15 protein-coding genes are annotated in these 15,618 nt (G+C 60.9%); 11 read left to right on the top strand and 4 right to left on the bottom strand.

The window, feature by feature from the left end:
• Positions 1 to 2 precede the first annotated feature (2 nt).
• From proV to proX, 3 genes are read left to right on the top strand one after another with little or no spacing between them, the layout of a single operon-like run.
• Complete coding sequence (gene proV / locus ACQ4WZ_RS18890; protein WP_101484880.1) at positions 3 to 1,238, top strand: glycine betaine/L-proline ABC transporter ATP-binding protein ProV; 1,236 nt, start codon at positions 3 to 5, stop codon at positions 1,236 to 1,238.
• Positions 1,235 to 2,344, top strand: a complete 1,110-nt coding sequence (proW, locus tag ACQ4WZ_RS18895) for a glycine betaine/L-proline ABC transporter permease ProW (protein WP_436574219.1) — start codon at positions 1,235 to 1,237, stop codon at positions 2,342 to 2,344. Before proV ends, proW begins: the two co-directional genes overlap by 4 nt.
• A gap of 18 nt (positions 2,345 to 2,362) precedes the next feature.
• Positions 2,363 to 3,421, top strand: coding sequence for a glycine betaine/L-proline ABC transporter substrate-binding protein ProX (gene proX / locus ACQ4WZ_RS18900; RefSeq protein ID WP_133994058.1), 1,059 nt, complete (start codon positions 2,363 to 2,365; stop codon positions 3,419 to 3,421).
• A gap of 91 nt (positions 3,422 to 3,512) precedes the next feature.
• Here the strand turns inward: proX and ACQ4WZ_RS18905 are convergent, their stop codons facing one another.
• The 3 genes from ACQ4WZ_RS18905 to ACQ4WZ_RS18915 form a co-directional block, all read right to left on the bottom strand.
• Positions 3,513 to 3,983, bottom strand: coding sequence for a GNAT family N-acetyltransferase (locus tag ACQ4WZ_RS18905; protein WP_436574220.1), 471 nt, complete (start codon positions 3,981 to 3,983; stop codon positions 3,513 to 3,515).
• A gap of 47 nt (positions 3,984 to 4,030) precedes the next feature.
• Positions 4,031 to 4,285, bottom strand: a complete 255-nt coding sequence (locus ACQ4WZ_RS18910; protein ID WP_034782468.1) for an acyl-CoA-binding protein — start codon at positions 4,283 to 4,285, stop codon at positions 4,031 to 4,033.
• Positions 4,286 to 4,495: 210 nt separating this feature from the next.
• Positions 4,496 to 4,852 carry an FKBP-type peptidyl-prolyl cis-trans isomerase gene (locus ACQ4WZ_RS18915; RefSeq protein WP_101484045.1) on the bottom strand — a complete coding sequence of 119 codons (357 nt, stop codon included), beginning with the start codon at positions 4,850 to 4,852 and terminating at the stop codon, positions 4,496 to 4,498.
• A gap of 198 nt (positions 4,853 to 5,050) precedes the next feature.
• Between ACQ4WZ_RS18915 and ACQ4WZ_RS18920 the strand changes: the two genes are divergently transcribed.
• From ACQ4WZ_RS18920 to ACQ4WZ_RS18950, 7 genes are all read left to right on the top strand, one after another.
• Positions 5,051 to 6,022 carry a YVTN family beta-propeller repeat protein gene (locus ACQ4WZ_RS18920; RefSeq protein WP_133994054.1) on the top strand — a complete coding sequence of 324 codons (972 nt, stop codon included), beginning with the start codon at positions 5,051 to 5,053 and terminating at the stop codon, positions 6,020 to 6,022.
• Between the two features lie 2 nt (positions 6,023 to 6,024).
• Entirely contained in the window at positions 6,025 to 6,849 is an 825-nt protein-coding gene (locus ACQ4WZ_RS18925; protein ID WP_436574461.1) for a polysaccharide deacetylase family protein, read from the top strand.
• Positions 6,846 to 7,886, top strand: a complete 1,041-nt coding sequence (locus ACQ4WZ_RS18930; RefSeq protein ID WP_436574222.1) for a sterol desaturase family protein — start codon at positions 6,846 to 6,848, stop codon at positions 7,884 to 7,886. The genes ACQ4WZ_RS18925 and ACQ4WZ_RS18930 overlap by 4 nt, the downstream gene beginning before the upstream one ends.
• Positions 7,886 to 8,713, top strand: coding sequence for an EI24 domain-containing protein (locus tag ACQ4WZ_RS18935; protein ID WP_133994052.1), 828 nt, complete (start codon positions 7,886 to 7,888; stop codon positions 8,711 to 8,713). Before ACQ4WZ_RS18930 ends, ACQ4WZ_RS18935 begins: the two co-directional genes overlap by 1 nt.
• Before the next feature lie 45 nt (positions 8,714 to 8,758).
• Positions 8,759 to 9,544, top strand: a complete 786-nt coding sequence (locus ACQ4WZ_RS18940; protein ID WP_101484049.1) for a competence/damage-inducible protein A — start codon at positions 8,759 to 8,761, stop codon at positions 9,542 to 9,544.
• Between the two features lie 363 nt (positions 9,545 to 9,907).
• The gene (locus ACQ4WZ_RS18945; protein WP_436574223.1) at positions 9,908 to 13,024 is read left to right on the top strand and encodes a transglycosylase domain-containing protein; all 3,117 of its coding nucleotides are present in this window, start codon (positions 9,908 to 9,910) and stop codon (positions 13,022 to 13,024) included.
• Positions 13,025 to 13,088: 64 nt separating this feature from the next.
• Positions 13,089 to 13,469 (top strand): hypothetical protein, encoded by a 381-nt coding sequence (locus ACQ4WZ_RS18950; RefSeq protein WP_101484051.1) that lies wholly within the window; start codon positions 13,089 to 13,091, stop codon positions 13,467 to 13,469.
• Here ACQ4WZ_RS18950 and ACQ4WZ_RS18955 read toward each other — a convergent pair.
• Positions 13,466 to 14,071 (bottom strand): glutathione S-transferase family protein, encoded by a 606-nt coding sequence (locus ACQ4WZ_RS18955; protein ID WP_101484052.1) that lies wholly within the window; start codon positions 14,069 to 14,071, stop codon positions 13,466 to 13,468. The genes ACQ4WZ_RS18950 and ACQ4WZ_RS18955 overlap by 4 nt on opposite strands.
• A gap of 129 nt (positions 14,072 to 14,200) precedes the next feature.
• On the opposite strand from ACQ4WZ_RS18955, the gene ACQ4WZ_RS18960 reads away from it, so the two are divergent.
• Positions 14,201 to 15,553 carry a TAXI family TRAP transporter solute-binding subunit gene (locus ACQ4WZ_RS18960; RefSeq protein ID WP_436574224.1) on the top strand — a complete coding sequence of 451 codons (1,353 nt, stop codon included), beginning with the start codon at positions 14,201 to 14,203 and terminating at the stop codon, positions 15,551 to 15,553.
• Positions 15,554 to 15,618 lie beyond the last annotated feature (65 nt).

The raw sequence follows: 15,618 nt of genomic DNA on the forward strand, positions 1-15,618 counted from the left end.
TCGTGGCAAAACAAATCATTATCGACCATGTGTTCAAAGTGTTCGGCGACAAGCCAGAAGAAGCACTTGAACTCGTCCGTCAGGGCGCCAGCAAGCAGGATATTCTGGCCAAGACCGACTGCACCATCGGCGTTTTCGACGCCACCTTTACCATAGAAGCGGGCGAGATCTTCGTCATCATGGGCCTGTCCGGTTCGGGCAAGTCGACCCTGGTGCGCATGCTGAATCGCCTGATCGAGCCGACCGCCGGCCGCATTTTGATCGACGGCAACGACATCAATACCTTGCCGGACGCCCAGTTGCGCGCCCTGCGCCGCAAGGACATCAGCATGGTGTTCCAGTCGTTCGCGCTGCTGCCGCAAATTACCGTGCTAGACAACACTGCCTTCGGCATGGAACTGGCCGGCATGCCCAAGGCCGAGCGCCATGCGCTGGCCCAGCAAGCGCTGGAGCAGGTGGGCCTGGACGGCTACGGCGCCAGCTATCCTGACGAATTGTCGGGCGGCATGCAGCAGCGCGTGGGCCTGGCCCGTGCGCTGGCCTGCGATCCATCGATTTTGCTGATGGATGAAGCGTTTTCCGCCCTTGATCCGATAATTCGTACGGAAATGCAATCGGAACTGCTGCGTTTGCAGCAAATCAAGCGCCGCACCATCGTCTTCATTTCGCATGACCTCGACGAAGCCATGCGCATCGGCGACCGCGTTGCCATCATGAAGGACGGTCACGTGGTGCAAGTGGGCACGCCGGAAGAAATCCTGCGCAAACCGGCCAACGATTATGTGCGCAACTTCGTGCGCGGCGTCGATGCGGCGGCCGTCTTCAAGGCCAGCGATATCGCCCGCAAGAGCCAGATCGTGGTGTCGGAGTCGCCGAGCCGCGGCTCGCGCGCCGCGCTGTCGATGCTGGAAGAGCAGGATCGCGCCTTTGCGTATGTCGTCAATCCGCAGCGCAAGTTCCTCGGCGTCGTTTCGGCCGATTCCTTGCGCAGTGCGCTCGACGGCCATGTCGGCCCGCTGGGTCTGGCGCATGCCTATCTGCCCGACGTGCAGACCATCAATGCAGATGAGCCAGTCGCCGGCCTCTTTGGCCAGGTGGCGCAACTGCCTTACGCCGTCCCTGTGGTGGCCAATGACGGCAGCTTCCGCGGCGCCATCAGCAAGACAACTCTGCTGAAGTTCCTCGACCGCGATACGCCAGCCATTGCCGAGCCACAACAACAGAAAGGACAAGCATGAACCCAAGCACCGTTTCCACAGTAGAACCTGTTGTTGAACAGGCCGCCCACATCAATCCCTGGGCGCTGACGCCGCCCACCGACGCCAGCACCGCGTGGCTCGATGCCGCCGCGCCTGCCGTGCAGCCGGAACAGGCGAGCGGCTTTCACCTGACGCAGATTTTCGACGGCTCGCTGCCGCTGGAAAGCTGGATCAACCAGGGCCTGGGCTGGGTCGTGGCGCATTTCCGCCCCTTTTTCCAGGCCGTGCGTGCGCCGATCGACAGCGTGTTGTCCGGCGTGGAAGGCGTGCTGCTGGCCGCTCCGTCGCTGACGGTGATCGCCATCATCGGTTTGCTGGCATGGCAATTTACCAGCCGCACCCTGGCCGTCGGCACCGTGCTGGCGCTGCTGGTGGTGTCGATGCTGGGCATCTGGCCGGAAGCCATGACGACCCTGTCGCTGGTATTGACGTCGTTGGCGTTCTGTCTGGCCATCGGTTTGCCGTTGGGCATTTTCCTCGCCAGCAGCGACCGCGCGCAGAATATCCTGCGCCCCCTGCTCGACGCCATGCAGACGACGCCCGCCTTTGTTTATCTGGTGCCGGTGGTGATGCTGTTTGGTATCGGCAATGCGCCAGGCGTGATCGTGACGATCATCTTTGCCTTGCCGCCGCTGGTGCGCCTGACCAACCTGGGTATCCGCCAGGTGCGTCCTGACCTGATCGAAGCGGCCCGCGCGTATGGCGCCTCGCCGTGGCAGTTGCTGACCCGCGTGCAGTTTCCGCTGGCCATGCCGTCCATCATGGCCGGTATCAATCAGTCGCTGATGCTGTCGCTGTCGATGGTCGTGATCGCCTCGATGATCGCCGTCGGTGGTCTGGGTCAGATGGTACTGCGCGGTATTGGGCGCCTGGACATGGGTCTGGCAACCGTGGGTGGTCTGGGCATCGTGCTGCTGGCCATCACCCTGGACCGTTTGACGCAAGCGATGGGCCAGCCGCGCCGTGGCGTGCGCCACTGGTATCAGACGGGGCCTGCCGGTTTCGTGCTGCGCCTGGTGCGCGGCAACGCTGCCAAGGCTGAAGCGAATGCCGCACAGCAAGCCACGCTTGCCAACGCACAATAAGAAAGAGAAAGGATACACATGCATCAAATTGACAATTTTAAAGTGACGCAAAAATCGCAACGCAAGTTCCAGTTGTTTTCCGCCCTGGCGATCGCCGCTCTGGCCCTGACCACCAGCCTGGCCATGGCGCAGACGCCGGCCGTGGCCGCCGATGCGCTGCCCGGCAAGGGTGTCAAGGTGCAGCCGCTGCAAAGCTCGATCGCGGAAGAAACCTTCCAGACCATGCTGGTCGACAAAGCCCTGGAAAAGCTGGGCTATGAAGTGCAGCCGATCAAGGAAGTGGAGTACCCGACCGCGCATATCGCCATCGCCAATGGCGACGCCACCTTCATGGCCGTGCACTGGGACCCCATGCACAAGGATTTTTATAACAATGCGGGCGGCGACGCCAAGCTGTTGCGCACGGGCCAGTATGCCGGTCCGGCCGCGCAAGGTTATCTGATCGATAAGGCGACTGCGGAAAAGTACAACATCACGAATATCGACCAGTTGCGCGATCCCACCCTGGCCAAGCTGTTCGACCATGATGGCGACGGCAAGGCCGACTTGACGGGCTGCAATCCCGGCTGGGGTTGCGAAGCGCTGATCGAGAACCACATGGATGCGTACAAATTGCGCAAGACGGTGACGCACGTGCAGGGCAGCTATGCGGCCCTGATCGCCGATACCCTGGGCCGCTACAAGCGTGGCGAGCCGATCCTCTACTACACGTGGACGCCGTACTGGGTCAGTGGCGTTCTGGTGCCGGGCAAGGACGTGGTCTGGCTGAAAGTGCCATTCTCGGCCAATCCGGACAAGGTGAATACCCGCCTCGACGATGGCAGCGATTACGGTTTTGCCGTCAACACGGCGCGCATCGTGTCCAACAAGGCCTGGGCGGAGAAAAATCCGGCCGCAGCCAAGCTGTTCGAGGTGATGCAACTGCCGGTGGCCGATATCAATGCGCAGAACGAGCGCATGCGCCGCGGCGAAAACACGCAGGCCGATATCGCGCGCCATACGGCTGGCTGGATCAAGTACCACCAGCAGACGTTTGACGGCTGGATTGCGCAAGCCTTAGCGGCGGCAAAAAAGTAAGTTTGCAGCCGAGACAGGCGTAAAAAAGTGGCTACCGATTTGGTAGCCACTTTGACGTTAACGGCCTGTTTTTGTGGTTTTTGGTGAGTTTTCAGCCGTTTTCGGCCAGTTTCAGGTGCAAAATGGGGAAAGGCTTGCCGAACGGGTCGAGTTCGGAACGGCTATCCTCGATAAAGCCCAGATGGCGATAAAAGCCATGGCCTTGCGTGTTGTGCTCGTTGACATCGACGGCCGTGGCTCCCCGGCTGGCGATCGCGTACTGGAGCAGTGCGCGGCCGGCGCCGCTGCCGCGCTGGTCGGGATGCACGAACAGCATCTCGATCTTGGCGTGTTCGACGCACAGGAAGGCATAGGCGACGCCGTCATCGGCGCGCAGCACGTGCAGCAGGCGTTCGGCTGTCACTCTGGCCAGCTCGTCGCGCACGAAGGGCATCAGGAAGGCGATATCGCTGTCGTCGAGGAAATCGTGGGTGGCGCGTACGGACAGGTGCCAGACGTCGAACAATCGGGACAGGTCGGCGGCATGTGCCAGGGAAACCCTGGAAATTGGTGATGGTGTCATGCAGAAATTATACTGCCCCGGCAGGTGCCGGGGCAGGGGAGGGAAGATCAGTCCTTCAAGTCTTCGATCAAGTCGATGTATTGCTGTTGCGCCTCTTCTTTCGAGGTGCCGGCCAGAGCCGCCCATGCGTCGAACTTGGCGCGGTTGACGAAGTCGGTCATGCCAGGACGCTCGCCCGTGGCGTCGCCGCTTGAGGCTTGCTTGAACAAGGCGTAGATTTTCAACAAGGTCATATTGTCCGGACGCTCGGACAGGGTCTTGGAATCGAGCTGCGCTTGTTCGAATTGCTCTTGTAAACTCATGATGGCTCCTGTGTGCTGATGGAATCGCTGGAAAAGTGCGGCAGGCCCGGCGGAGTGGCCACCGTGCGTGCTGCAGTGCCTGACATCATAGTGAAAAAAGGGCGCCGTGCATTAGAGGGGATACTCAAAACAAAAGCGCCGCCGCTCGATGTAGAGGGGCGGCGCCTGGCGCGGTCTTGCGAGCGCGGTGCTTCTTCTTATGGAGCCAGCTTATACGCCCAGCAGTTCAACGTCGAAAATCAGGGTGGCGTTCGGTGGAATCGCGCCGCCGGCGCCGCGTGCGCCGTAGCCCAGTGCTGCCGGGATGATCAGTTGGCGCTTGCCGCCCACTTTCATGCCTTGCACGCCTTCGTCCCAGCCTTGAATGACGCGGCCTGCGCCCAGCGGGAATTCGAATGGGTCGTTGCGGTCCTTGCTCGAGTCAAATTTCGAACCGGCGCTGCCGTCGTCGTTTTGCAGCCAGCCCGTGTAATGTACGACAACATTGTTGCCGGCTTGCGCTTCAGCGCCTTCGCCGACGACGGTATCGATGTATTGCAGGCCGGAAGCGGTAGTGATGGTGGTCATGATAATCCTTGTGTAGGCGATGAAAGCTTCAGATTGTAGAGCAATGAGTTGCAAAGCGCCATTCCAGGCGCGGCGCAGGGAAAATGGGGGGAAATACGGCGAAGTGTGGTTGCCGGTCGCATTTAAGGGGGGATTTCATACAAAAAATACAGTGTTCCACGTAAAATGCCTGTTTTGTATTTAACAGTGATTTCTTCCATGTTCCGCAGTCTACGCCGCCTTGTTTTTTCCTCGCTGTGCCTGGTTTCCGCAATGTCTACGGCGCAAGCCGAAGTGGTGGTGGTGCTCAATTCCCGTGATGCTACGGTGCAACTGCTGGACCAGAAAACCTATGCTCCCCTGTCCACCTTTGCCGTCGGCAAGGAACCGCATCATCTGATGGAAACGCCGGACGGCAAGTCGCTGATCGTCGCCAGTTCCGTCGGCAACGAGCTGATTTTCCTCGACCCCGTCTCGGGCCAGATCCAGCGCCGCATCAGCAATATCCTCGACCCCTACCAGATCGGCTTTTCGCCGGACCAGAAATGGTTCATCTCGAACTCGCTGCGCCTGGACCGCATCGACCTGTACCGCTACGACGGCAAGAACCTGACCCTGGCCAAGCGCATCGCGCTGCCGAAGCTGCCCAGTCATATGGCGTTCACGGCCGACAGCACCATGGCCTTTATTACCCAGCAGGGCAGCAACCAGGTCAGCGCCATCGATCTGGCCACGCAAACCGTCAAATGGACCATGCCCGTGGGTCCCGCGCCGGCCGGCATCACCATGACGCCCGATGGCAAACATTTGCTGGTGGGCATCATGGGCAGCGACTACGTGGAAGTAATCGACTGGCGCACGCAAAAGACCGTCAAGCGCATCAAGGCGGGCGCCGGTACGCATAATTTCCGCGCGCTCGGTGACAACCGCATGACGTTTGTCTCGAACCGCGTCTCGAACACCATCAACATCATCGACCAGCAAACCCTGGAAAACGTGGGCACCATCAATGTGCCAGGCGGCCCGGACTGCATGGAAATCACGCCTGATGGCAAGACCATGTGGGTGACCTTGCGCTGGATCAAGAAAGTGGCCGTGATCGATTTGACCACGCGCAAGGTGATCAAGATGATACCGGTGGGCCGCTCGCCCCATGGCGTGTATTTCGCCACCCATTCGCCGCGCATGTGATGATGAAGCGTCTTATTCTGACTGGCGGCTTGCCCGCCGTGCTGCTGTGCGCCAGCGCCATGCTGTCGACCGCGCATGCCGCCGCCGCATTTGCTACCCCTACGGCCACGCCGGCCGCCTGCAAGGGCACCATCTACATGACCTTCGACACGGGCAGCCAGTCGCAAGCGCAACTGATCGCCGACGTGCTGAATAAACGCCATGTGAAGGCAACCTTCTTCCTGGCCAATGAAAAGACCACCCGCGGCGACTATTCGCTCGATGCCTCGTGGGCGCCGTACTGGAAAGACAGGGTCGCCGAAGGCCATGCATTCGGCACGCATACGTTTGACCACGTGTACTGGAAGAACGATCTGGACCATGGCTTGATCCAGGTCAAGCCCCAGTTTGGCAAGGATGGCGGCAAGCTCGCGTCCTTCACCGACAAGCAGTTCTGCGAGGAATTACGCCGGGTCGATACGCGCTTCCAGGAGTTGACCGGGCACAAGCTTGATCCGTTCTGGCGCGCGCCGGGCGGCTACACCTCGCCGCGCACCCTGGCGGCCGGCAGCGCCTGCGGCTACCAGCATGCAGGCTGGGCGCCGGCGGGCTACTCGGGCGACGAGCTGCCCAGCGACAAGTATCCGAATGCCATGCTGCTGAAAAAAGCGCTGGCAAACTTGCGCAGCGGCGACATTTTCATTTCGCACATGGGCATCTGGTCACGCAAAGACCCTTGGGCGCCCGCCAACCTGGATGCTTTGATATCCGGCTTGCAAGACAAGGGTTTCTGTTTTGCCACGCTGCGCGAGCATCCTGCCTACGCGCAAAAGAAGGGCCAGCCATGATTGCCGCCGACATCAGCGCCATCGTGCAACCGGCTATCGACGCCGTGGTCGATGCCTTTGGCATGGCGCAAGGCTGGCTGTTCCAGACTGTGGTGAATCCCCTCGTGTATCACCTGGGCTTTGGCGAATTCACGGAAGAGGCTTTCGAGGGCACGGAGTGGCTGCTGATCGGCCTGTGCGAACTGGTGCTGCTGTTTCTCGTGCTGCGCCCGCTCGAAGCCCTGATTCCCGCGCAAAAGATCACCGACCCGCGCGCCCGCCGGAACGATTTCATCTATACCGTGCTGCACCGCATCGGCCTGTTTTCCGTGCTGGTCTTCTTCACGCTCGATCCGCTGATGGATGCCTTGGCGGGCGCTTTGCGTTTCGATAATATCCATCCCCTGAACCTGGAATCGCTGTTGCCCGGCATCAGTCCCTTCCTCAGTTTTATCATTTATTTTGTCATACTGGACTTCGTCGACTATTGCTACCATCGTGCCTCGCACCATGTCGGCTGGTGGTGGGGCTTGCACAGTTTGCATCACAGCCAGCAAAACATGAACTTGTGGAGCGACGACCGCAATCACTTGCTCGATGACTTCTTGCGCGACGTGGTGATGGCCCTGGTGGCGCTCGGTATCGGCGTGCCGCCGGGCCAGTACGTGCTGCTGGTCTCTATTTCGCGCATTCTGCAAAGCTTGCAGCACGCGAATGTGAGGATACACTTCGGCCGCATCGGCGAGCGGCTGCTGATCTCGCCCCGTTTCCACCGCACGCATCACGCGATCGGCGTGGGGCACGAGTCGAAAGGCAAGGGCAGCATGGGTGGTTGCAACTTCGGCGTGGTCTTGCCGATTTGGGATATGCTGCTGGGCACCGCGAATTTCTCGGCGGGCTACGCGCGCACAGGCGTGCGCGACCAGCTGGCCCGCATCGACAGCCATGGCGTGGGCCGGCCTGGACGCAACTATGGCCGAGGTTTCTGGCAGCAGCAATGGCTGGGCCTGCGCCGTATGGTGGAATTTGCAAGAATTAAACGAAAAGGACGCCGTTGATGCGTAATGTGTTGAATTCGTATGGCCGCGCCTTGCTGTCGCAATTGCACGGCAAGATACTGCTGCTGAGCGTCGCGCCGTTCATCCTGTCGCTGATACTGTGGGGTGCACTGCTGTATGTGGGCCTGCAACCGCTGATCGACAGCCTGCACGCGCTGTTCACGCAGTACGATTTCTTCCGCACCAGTGGCCAGGTGCTGTCCACTTTCGGCCTGGGCATGTTGAAAGCCGTGATCGTGCCCCTGATCGCCATGTTCATGTTGCTGCCGCTGATGATATTGACGGCGCTTATTTTCATGGGACTGTTCGCCATGCCGGCCATCGGCCGCCATATTGGCGGGCGGCATTTTCCGCAGCTGGAAAAGAAACATGGCGGCAGCCTGCTTGGCAGCGTCGGCACCTCGCTGGCCACCTTTCTGTTGTTCATCGTCGTCTGGCTGCTCATGCTGCCCCTGTATGCGTTTCCGCCTGCCGCGCTGGTGGGGCAGGCCGTGCTGTGGGGTTGGCTGACCTACCGCGTGATGGCGTATGACGCCATGGCCGACTACGCCAGCGTGGAAGAGCGCCACGCCATCATGCGCACGCAGCGCTGGCCCCTGCTGGCCATCGGCATGGTGTCTGGCGCGGCCGGCGCCGTGCCGGGCATGCTGTGGATGGGCGGCGTGATGTCAGTGGTGTTCTTCCCCTTCCTGGCGGCGTTCGCCATCTGGCTGTATGTATTGATCTTTATCTTTACGGGTCTGTGGTTCCAGTATTACTGCCTGGAAGCACTGTCGCGTTTGCGGGGCGTACGCGGCATGACCGACGTGGCGCCAGCGGACGCCTGACCTGAGTGAATCCTGACCTTTAATCGAATCGAACGAGGAAGTTCCATGGCTATCGGATTGATCATCATCGGCGACGAAATCCTGTCGGGCAAGCGTACTGACCAGCATTTCCCGAAAGTAGTGAGCATGCTCAAGCAGCGCGGCTTGCAGCTGAGCTGGGCGGAATACGTGGGCGATGAACCGGCCCGCCTGGTCGCCTTGCTCAAGCGCAGTTTTGCCAGCGGCGACATCGTCTTCAGCTTTGGCGGCATCGGCGCCACGCCGGACGACCATACGCGCCAGGCGGCGGCCGATGCATTGGGCTTGCCGCTGGTACTGCACCCGCAAGGCAAGCTCAATATCGAGCAGCGCATCACGGAAATGGGCGTAGAGGCGGGTGTGCCGGCCGATTTGAATTCGCCGGAAAACCTGCACCGCTTGAAAATGGCGGAATTTGTCGAAGGCGCCGAGCTGATTCCGAATCCGTACAACAAGATTGCCGGCTTTGCCGTGCGCGAACATTATTTCGTGCCGGGCTTTCCCGTCATGTCCTGGCCCATGATCGAATGGGTACTCGACACGCATTATGCGCATCTGTTCAATCAGGTGCCGCATGCGGAACATGCCTTGCTCGTGTATGAAACGGCCGAATCCCTGCTGACACCGCTGATGGTGCGCCTGGAAGCGGAGTTTCCGCTAATCAAGGTGTTCAGCCTGCCCAGCGTGGGCGATGCACAGACGCGCCGGCATATCGAACTGGGCGTCAAGGGCGAACCCACGCAGGCGGCGGCTGCCTTTGCGGACATGTGCGCCGCACTCGATACCTTGCAGGCGGAATACCACACCATCTGAGATGTTGCCCGCCCGGCGCCGGCGGCTTTTTCGCTTGTGTCCGGGCCGCCTTGCATCTTAGTACGCAGGCGACCGTTCCAAGACGTTGTTTTTTTGCGAAAATCTTCAATGAAGCAAGATTTTTGTGTGCGCTCGTCAGTCGTTTTCATGCCGATGTGGTGGAATGGTGAACAGGGACCTTGCGTGTCAAACGCGGGGTTGCCTGCCTGTGCAGCAACATGTTTTTTGATTCACTGGTATGGACATCATGTTAAGCAAGCTTTGTTGTGACCGGCCCTGGCTGGCCCTCGTCTTATCCTGCGCGGAGCGGTATCGCTACTGCATTTTCCACGCCGTCCAAACCCAACCTTACCCCAGCATCCCATGAAAGACACAGGCGTCAACCTGGCCGCGCAAGAGCGGCCCCCCTCTGATCCAGCCGCCGAGACGCCGCCGCCGGCGATCCCGCCGAAGAAGCGCCGTACGCGCATCTGGCCCATCTTTGCCATCATTTTGCTGGCGCTGATCGCCGGCGTGGCGTGGTTCGTCATGCGCGAAGTGCGTACGTCGGCCCTGCAGGCGGAGTTTTTCACGCGCCTGGATCGCCAGCTGACGTTCAAGGTCGAGCCTGGCCCTGCACCGGCGGGCGCCATCCGCTATCCGCAACATGGTCCGTATGACGAGCGGCTCGGCTATGCCAGCTTGCCGGATTTTATTAGCAAGCTCAATGCGCGCGACTATGCCGTCACGGCGCAGGCGCGCATGTCGCCGAAAATGGTGCAGCTGGTCGACAGGGGCATCTTTGCTACCTATCACGAGAAAAACCGCGCCGGACTGAGCATCCTCGATTGCCGCGCCGCGCCATTGTTCGCGGCCAGCTATCCCGAGCGCATGTTCGACAGCTTTGCCGAAGCGCCACCCGCGCTGGTGCAAAGCCTGCTGTTCATTGAAAATCGCGAATTGCTCGACCCGGGCACGCCCATGCGCAATCCCGCCGTGGAATGGGATCGCCTGAGCAAGGCGATTCTGGACAAGGCGCTGAACCTGTTCGGCGGCCATCGCGGCGGTGGCGGCAGCACCCTGGCCACGCAGATCGAAAAATACCGGCATTCGGAAGATGGGCGCACCAGTTCCATGCAGGACAAGCTGCTGCAGATGCTGTCGGCCAGCTTGCGCTCCTACCAGAATGGTGAAAACACCATGGAAGCGCGGCGCAAGATCGTCCTCAATTACCTGAATACCGTGCCGCTGTCGGCAAAAAGCGGTTTTGGCGAGGTCAACGGCATCGGCGATGGCATGTGGGTCTGGTATGGCCGCCCGTTTGCCGAAGTGAAAGCCTTGCTCAAGGGTAATATGGAGCAGCCAGATAGTGCGCTGGCCTACAAGCAGGCGCTGAGCCTGCTGATCGCGCAGCGCCGTCCATCGCATTATCTGGTGGCCGGTGGTGCCGACCTGGAAGAGTTGACCAACAGCCATCTGCGCCTGCTGGCGCAAGCGGGCGTGATTTCGCCGCAGCTGCGCAATGCGGCCATCGCCGAAAAGCTGCGCCCGTCGACGGCATCGGGCGTGCAATCGGAAGCATCGACCTCGTTCGTTACGCGCAAGGCCTCGAATGCCGTGCGCAACCACCTGGCCAGCATGCTCGGTGATCCGCGCTTGTACAACCTCGACCGCCTCGACCTGAAAGTGGTCAGCACGCTCGATGCGCAGGCGCAAAACGCCGTGACCAAGGTCTTGCGCGAGCTGCGCGACCCGGAAGTGGCGAAAGCGGCCGGCCTGACGGGCAAGGGCATGCTGGGCAATGGCGACCCTGCCAACGTCGTCTACAGTTTTACCCTGCTGCAAAAAGGCGAGCAAGCGAACTTGCTGCGCGTGCAAACTGACAATTTTGACCAGCCGCTCGACATCAACGAAGGCGCCAAGCTGGACCTGGGCTCTACGGCCAAGCTGCGCACCCTGGTCACGTATCTGGACATCATCGATCAGTTGCACCAGCGCTACAGCGGGATGGGCGCCGCCGAGCTGGGCAAGATCGCCGTCGATCCGAAGGACATGCTGTCGCAGTGGGGCATTGTCTACTTGAAACCATTGCCGCTCGGCGAGGCGCGCAACTTGCCCGCCATGCTGGCGGCCGCGATGGAACGCAAATATTCGGGCAATCCTGGCGAAGGTTTCTTCACGGGCGGTGGCTTGCATCATTTCGGCAACTTCTCCAAGCTCGACGACAGCCGCATCATGACGGTGCAGCAGGCGCTGCGCCAGTCGACCAACCTGGTGTTCGTGCGCCTGATGCGCGATGTGGCCCGCTACTACATGTTCTCGCGGCCCGATTCCTCGGCCTCGCTGCTGGCGGACGCGGACGATCCGCGCCGGGCACAGTACCTGAGCCGTTTTGCCGACAAGGAAGGGCGCGAGTTCCTGCACCGCTTCTATCAGAAGTACCGCGGCAAGAGCGTCGACGAGCAGGAAAAGATTTTGCTGGCCAGCATACGCCCGACCCCCGTGCGCCTGGCGAATATCTTCCGCACCGTCAATCCGAAGGGCACGGTGGCGGAATTTGGCGATTTCCTCAACGCCAACTTGCCGTCGCAAAACGAAGTGCCGCCCGAGCGCGTGGCCAAGATGTACCAGCAGTACGCGATGGAAAACTGGTCGCTGGCTGACCGCGGTTATCTGGCCAATGTGCATCCGCTGGAATTGTGGATGGTGGCGTATCTGCGCCAGCACGAAGGTTCCACCCTGTCGCAGATGGTGGCGGCCAGCGAAAAGGAACGCCAGGAAGTCTATAAATGGCTGTTCAATACGCACCGCAAGCATGCGCAGGACCGCCGCATCGCCAACTTGCTGGAAGTGGAAGGTTTCCTGGAAATCCACCGCCAGTGGAAGAAGATGGGCTATCCGTTTGATTCGCTGGTGCCGTCCTACGCGACCACCCTGGGCGCGTCCGCCGACCGTCCCGCCGCGCTGGCCGAGTTGATGGGCATCATCATCAACGATGGCGTGCGCAAACCGAGCGTGCGCATCGATTCCATGCATTTCGCCGCCAACACGCCGTATGACACCATGGTCAAGCGGGGCACCAAGGTAGAGGCGGAACAAGTGCTGTCGCCGGACGTGGCCAAGGCCGTCGCCAAGGCCATCCGCGAAGTGGTGTCGGACGGTACTGCGAAGCGGGCGAAGACGGCGTTTGTCGGCGCCGACGGCGTGCCCATCCCGATGGGCGGCAAGACGGGTACGGGCGACCAGCGCTTCGACGTGTATGGCGCCGGTGGCCGCCTGATTGAGTCGCGCTATGTGAACCGTTCGGCCACGTTCGTCTTCAATATCGGCGAGCGCTTCTATGGCAGCATGACGGCGTATGTGCGGGGGCCAGAATCGAAGAACTACGATTTCACCAGCGCCTTGCCGGTGCAATTGCTGGTGTCCCTGGCACCGAGCCTGATGCCGCTGATCGAGCCGCCCGCGCCTGCGGAAGGCGTGGCCAAGCAATGTACGAATTAAGGCGTGCTTGCAGCTGAGAGCCGGCCCTCGCGGGCCGGTTTTTTTTGCTGAGAAGAAAGTAGCTATGGAAAGAACGCAGCAAATCTTTGCGCAATATCACCGCTTTGACGATGGCGCACTCGTATCATTCGAGCCAATGTACGGACCGCAAGGCGTGCAAGCCGTGCGCATCGTGTTGTACGCACGAAATCATGGATTGGAAGGCAATGTCTGGCGCCAGGTCGCCATCACGGTGGGCGAGGTGCGGGAAGTGCTGCTCAGGACGCCAGGCAACTTCATCAACCGCATCTGCTGCGGCGTGAAGTTGCTGCGTTTCGGCGATGTCTGGTGCGTCGATGTCGACGGCACCTACACGCACGATGATCCCGCTACACTGGACGAAGTGCGCCGCGATGGCGATTGCTATGTCATCGGCGGCACGGTCGAAGCTATGGAACTCGATTAGCCGGCAAATACGGCGGTTTTATCTGCCAGGCGTGCGTGATACGCGGCGATGGCGGGGGTGTCGGGGCGCTGCATCGGCGCCATCAGCCAGCGCTTGACGGACAGGCCCAGCACGATATCGGCCAGCGTGAATTGTTCGCCGCAGACGAAGGCGCCCGTGCGCTGCAGCTGCTGCTCAAGGATGGCCATCATCTTGTTCCATCCGGCAATACCCACCGCCAGCTGCGCCGCATCCTGGTGCGCGGGGCTGTGGCGCACCAGCGACATGAAGGCGTAGCGCCAGCTGTTGTTGAGGTCACCCATTTGCCAATCCATCCATTTTTCCACTTCCGCGCGGGCGCGGGGATTACTGGGCAACAAGTCCTCGCGGCCCGCTTGCGCACACAGGTAGCGGCATATGGTGTTCGATTCCCACAGCACCAGGTCGCCGTCGAGCAGCACGGGCACCATGGCGTTCGGATTCAAGGCCAGGAAGGCCGGCTCGTCCGTCGCGCGAAAGCCGCTGCCCCAGTCTTCGCGTTCGTACGGCAGGTCGAGTTCCTCGCAGGTCCACAGGACTTTGCGGACGTTGATCGAGGCGGCTTTTCCAAGAATTTTCAGCATGCGGGGCTCCGGGGGCAGGTGATCGATCTGCCACTGTAGCCGAAATGACTATGCCGCGCATGTAAGATGCCTTGCATAGTTGAGATTTTCTTGGCATCGTAGCCACCCATGAAACCTATGCGCCACCACATGTCCAAAATCCTCGCGTTCAGCCGCTTCTCCGTGCGCGATTTCCTCGCCACCGCCGGTCCCACCCTGCTGCTGGTGGGCGCGTTTTGCGCGCTCGCTTACTGGCTGGTCGACCCGGCGCCGCCGCGCCAGGTGAGCTTGTCGACGGGGCAAGACAATAGCGCGTATGAAGAATTCGGCAAGAAATATACGGCCACCCTGGCCAAGCACGGCATCAAGGTGACCTTGCAGCCATCGCTGGGCTCGCAGGATAACCTGCAGCGCCTCAATAGCGGCAAGACCGATATTGCCTTCGTGCAAAGCGGCTCGACGGAACACGCCGATGCCGAGCGCCATGGCCTCATATCCTTGGGCAGCTTGTTTACGGAGCCCGTCTGGCTGTTCCTGCGCGAAGACAAGGCGGTGACGGAACTGACGCAATTGAAGGGCATGAAGATCAACCTGGGGCCGGAAGGCACGGGCGTGCCCAGTCTGTTCCGGCAGTTGCTGTCCGTCAATGGTGTGGAAGCCAGCGAGTTGACGGTGAGCGACTTGCAGAACACGCCCGCCACGGTGGAGCTGCTGGAAGGGCGCGTCGATGGTCTCGTGTTCAGCTCGGCGCCGGAAGCGCCGCTGATCCAGATGCTGCTGCAAACGCCGGGTATCAAGCTGTTTGATTTTTCGCAAGCGGAAGCGTACACGCGGCGCCTGCCTTTCCTCACGCATGTCGTCTTGCCGCGCGGTATCGTCGACCTGGGTAAAAACATCCCCGCACAGGATTACCACCTGATCGCGCCGACCGCCACTTTAGTCGCACGCGAAGACTTGCATCCTGCCCTGGTCGACCTGTTCGTACAGGCGGCGGCCCGCATTCATGGGGGCACGGGCTGGTTCCAGCAGCAGGGGCAGTTCCCGTCCGCGCGCTATACGGAAATTCCCGTGGCGCCCGAGGCGCTGAAATTCTACAAGGATGGCGCGCCTGTGTTGCAGCGCTACATGAGTTTCTGGCTGGCCAATTTCTTTGACCGCATGTGGGTGCTGGTGGTGGCGTTCGGTGCCTTGATCCTGCCCCTGTCGCGCGTGGTGCCGCCGCTGTACGTGTGGCGCATTCGCTCGCGCGTGTACCGCTGGTACGGCCAGCTGCGCACGGTGGAGCAGGCGCTGGAAGATGTGCCGCAAGAGCAGCGCGCGCAAGTGTATGCGGCGCAATTGAAGCGGCTGGACCAGATCGAGGAAATGGTCAATCAGATCTCGATTCCCCTGTCGTTTGCCGACGGCCTGTATGGCTTGCGCAGCCACATCAACTTCGTGCGCAAGCGCATCCTGACCCTGATGGGTGAGCATCCGGCGCCCGAGGTGGGCGAGCCGGCCTGAAGCGTCGAGCCACGGTTGGCTCTGCATCCGGCCGCCGCGTAGTCGTCATTGACAGCTGTTCAGTT

Origin of the sequence: Janthinobacterium darwini, from assembly GCF_051380905.1 — a bacterium.
Lineage (GTDB): Bacteria > Pseudomonadota > Gammaproteobacteria > Burkholderiales > Burkholderiaceae_D > Janthinobacterium.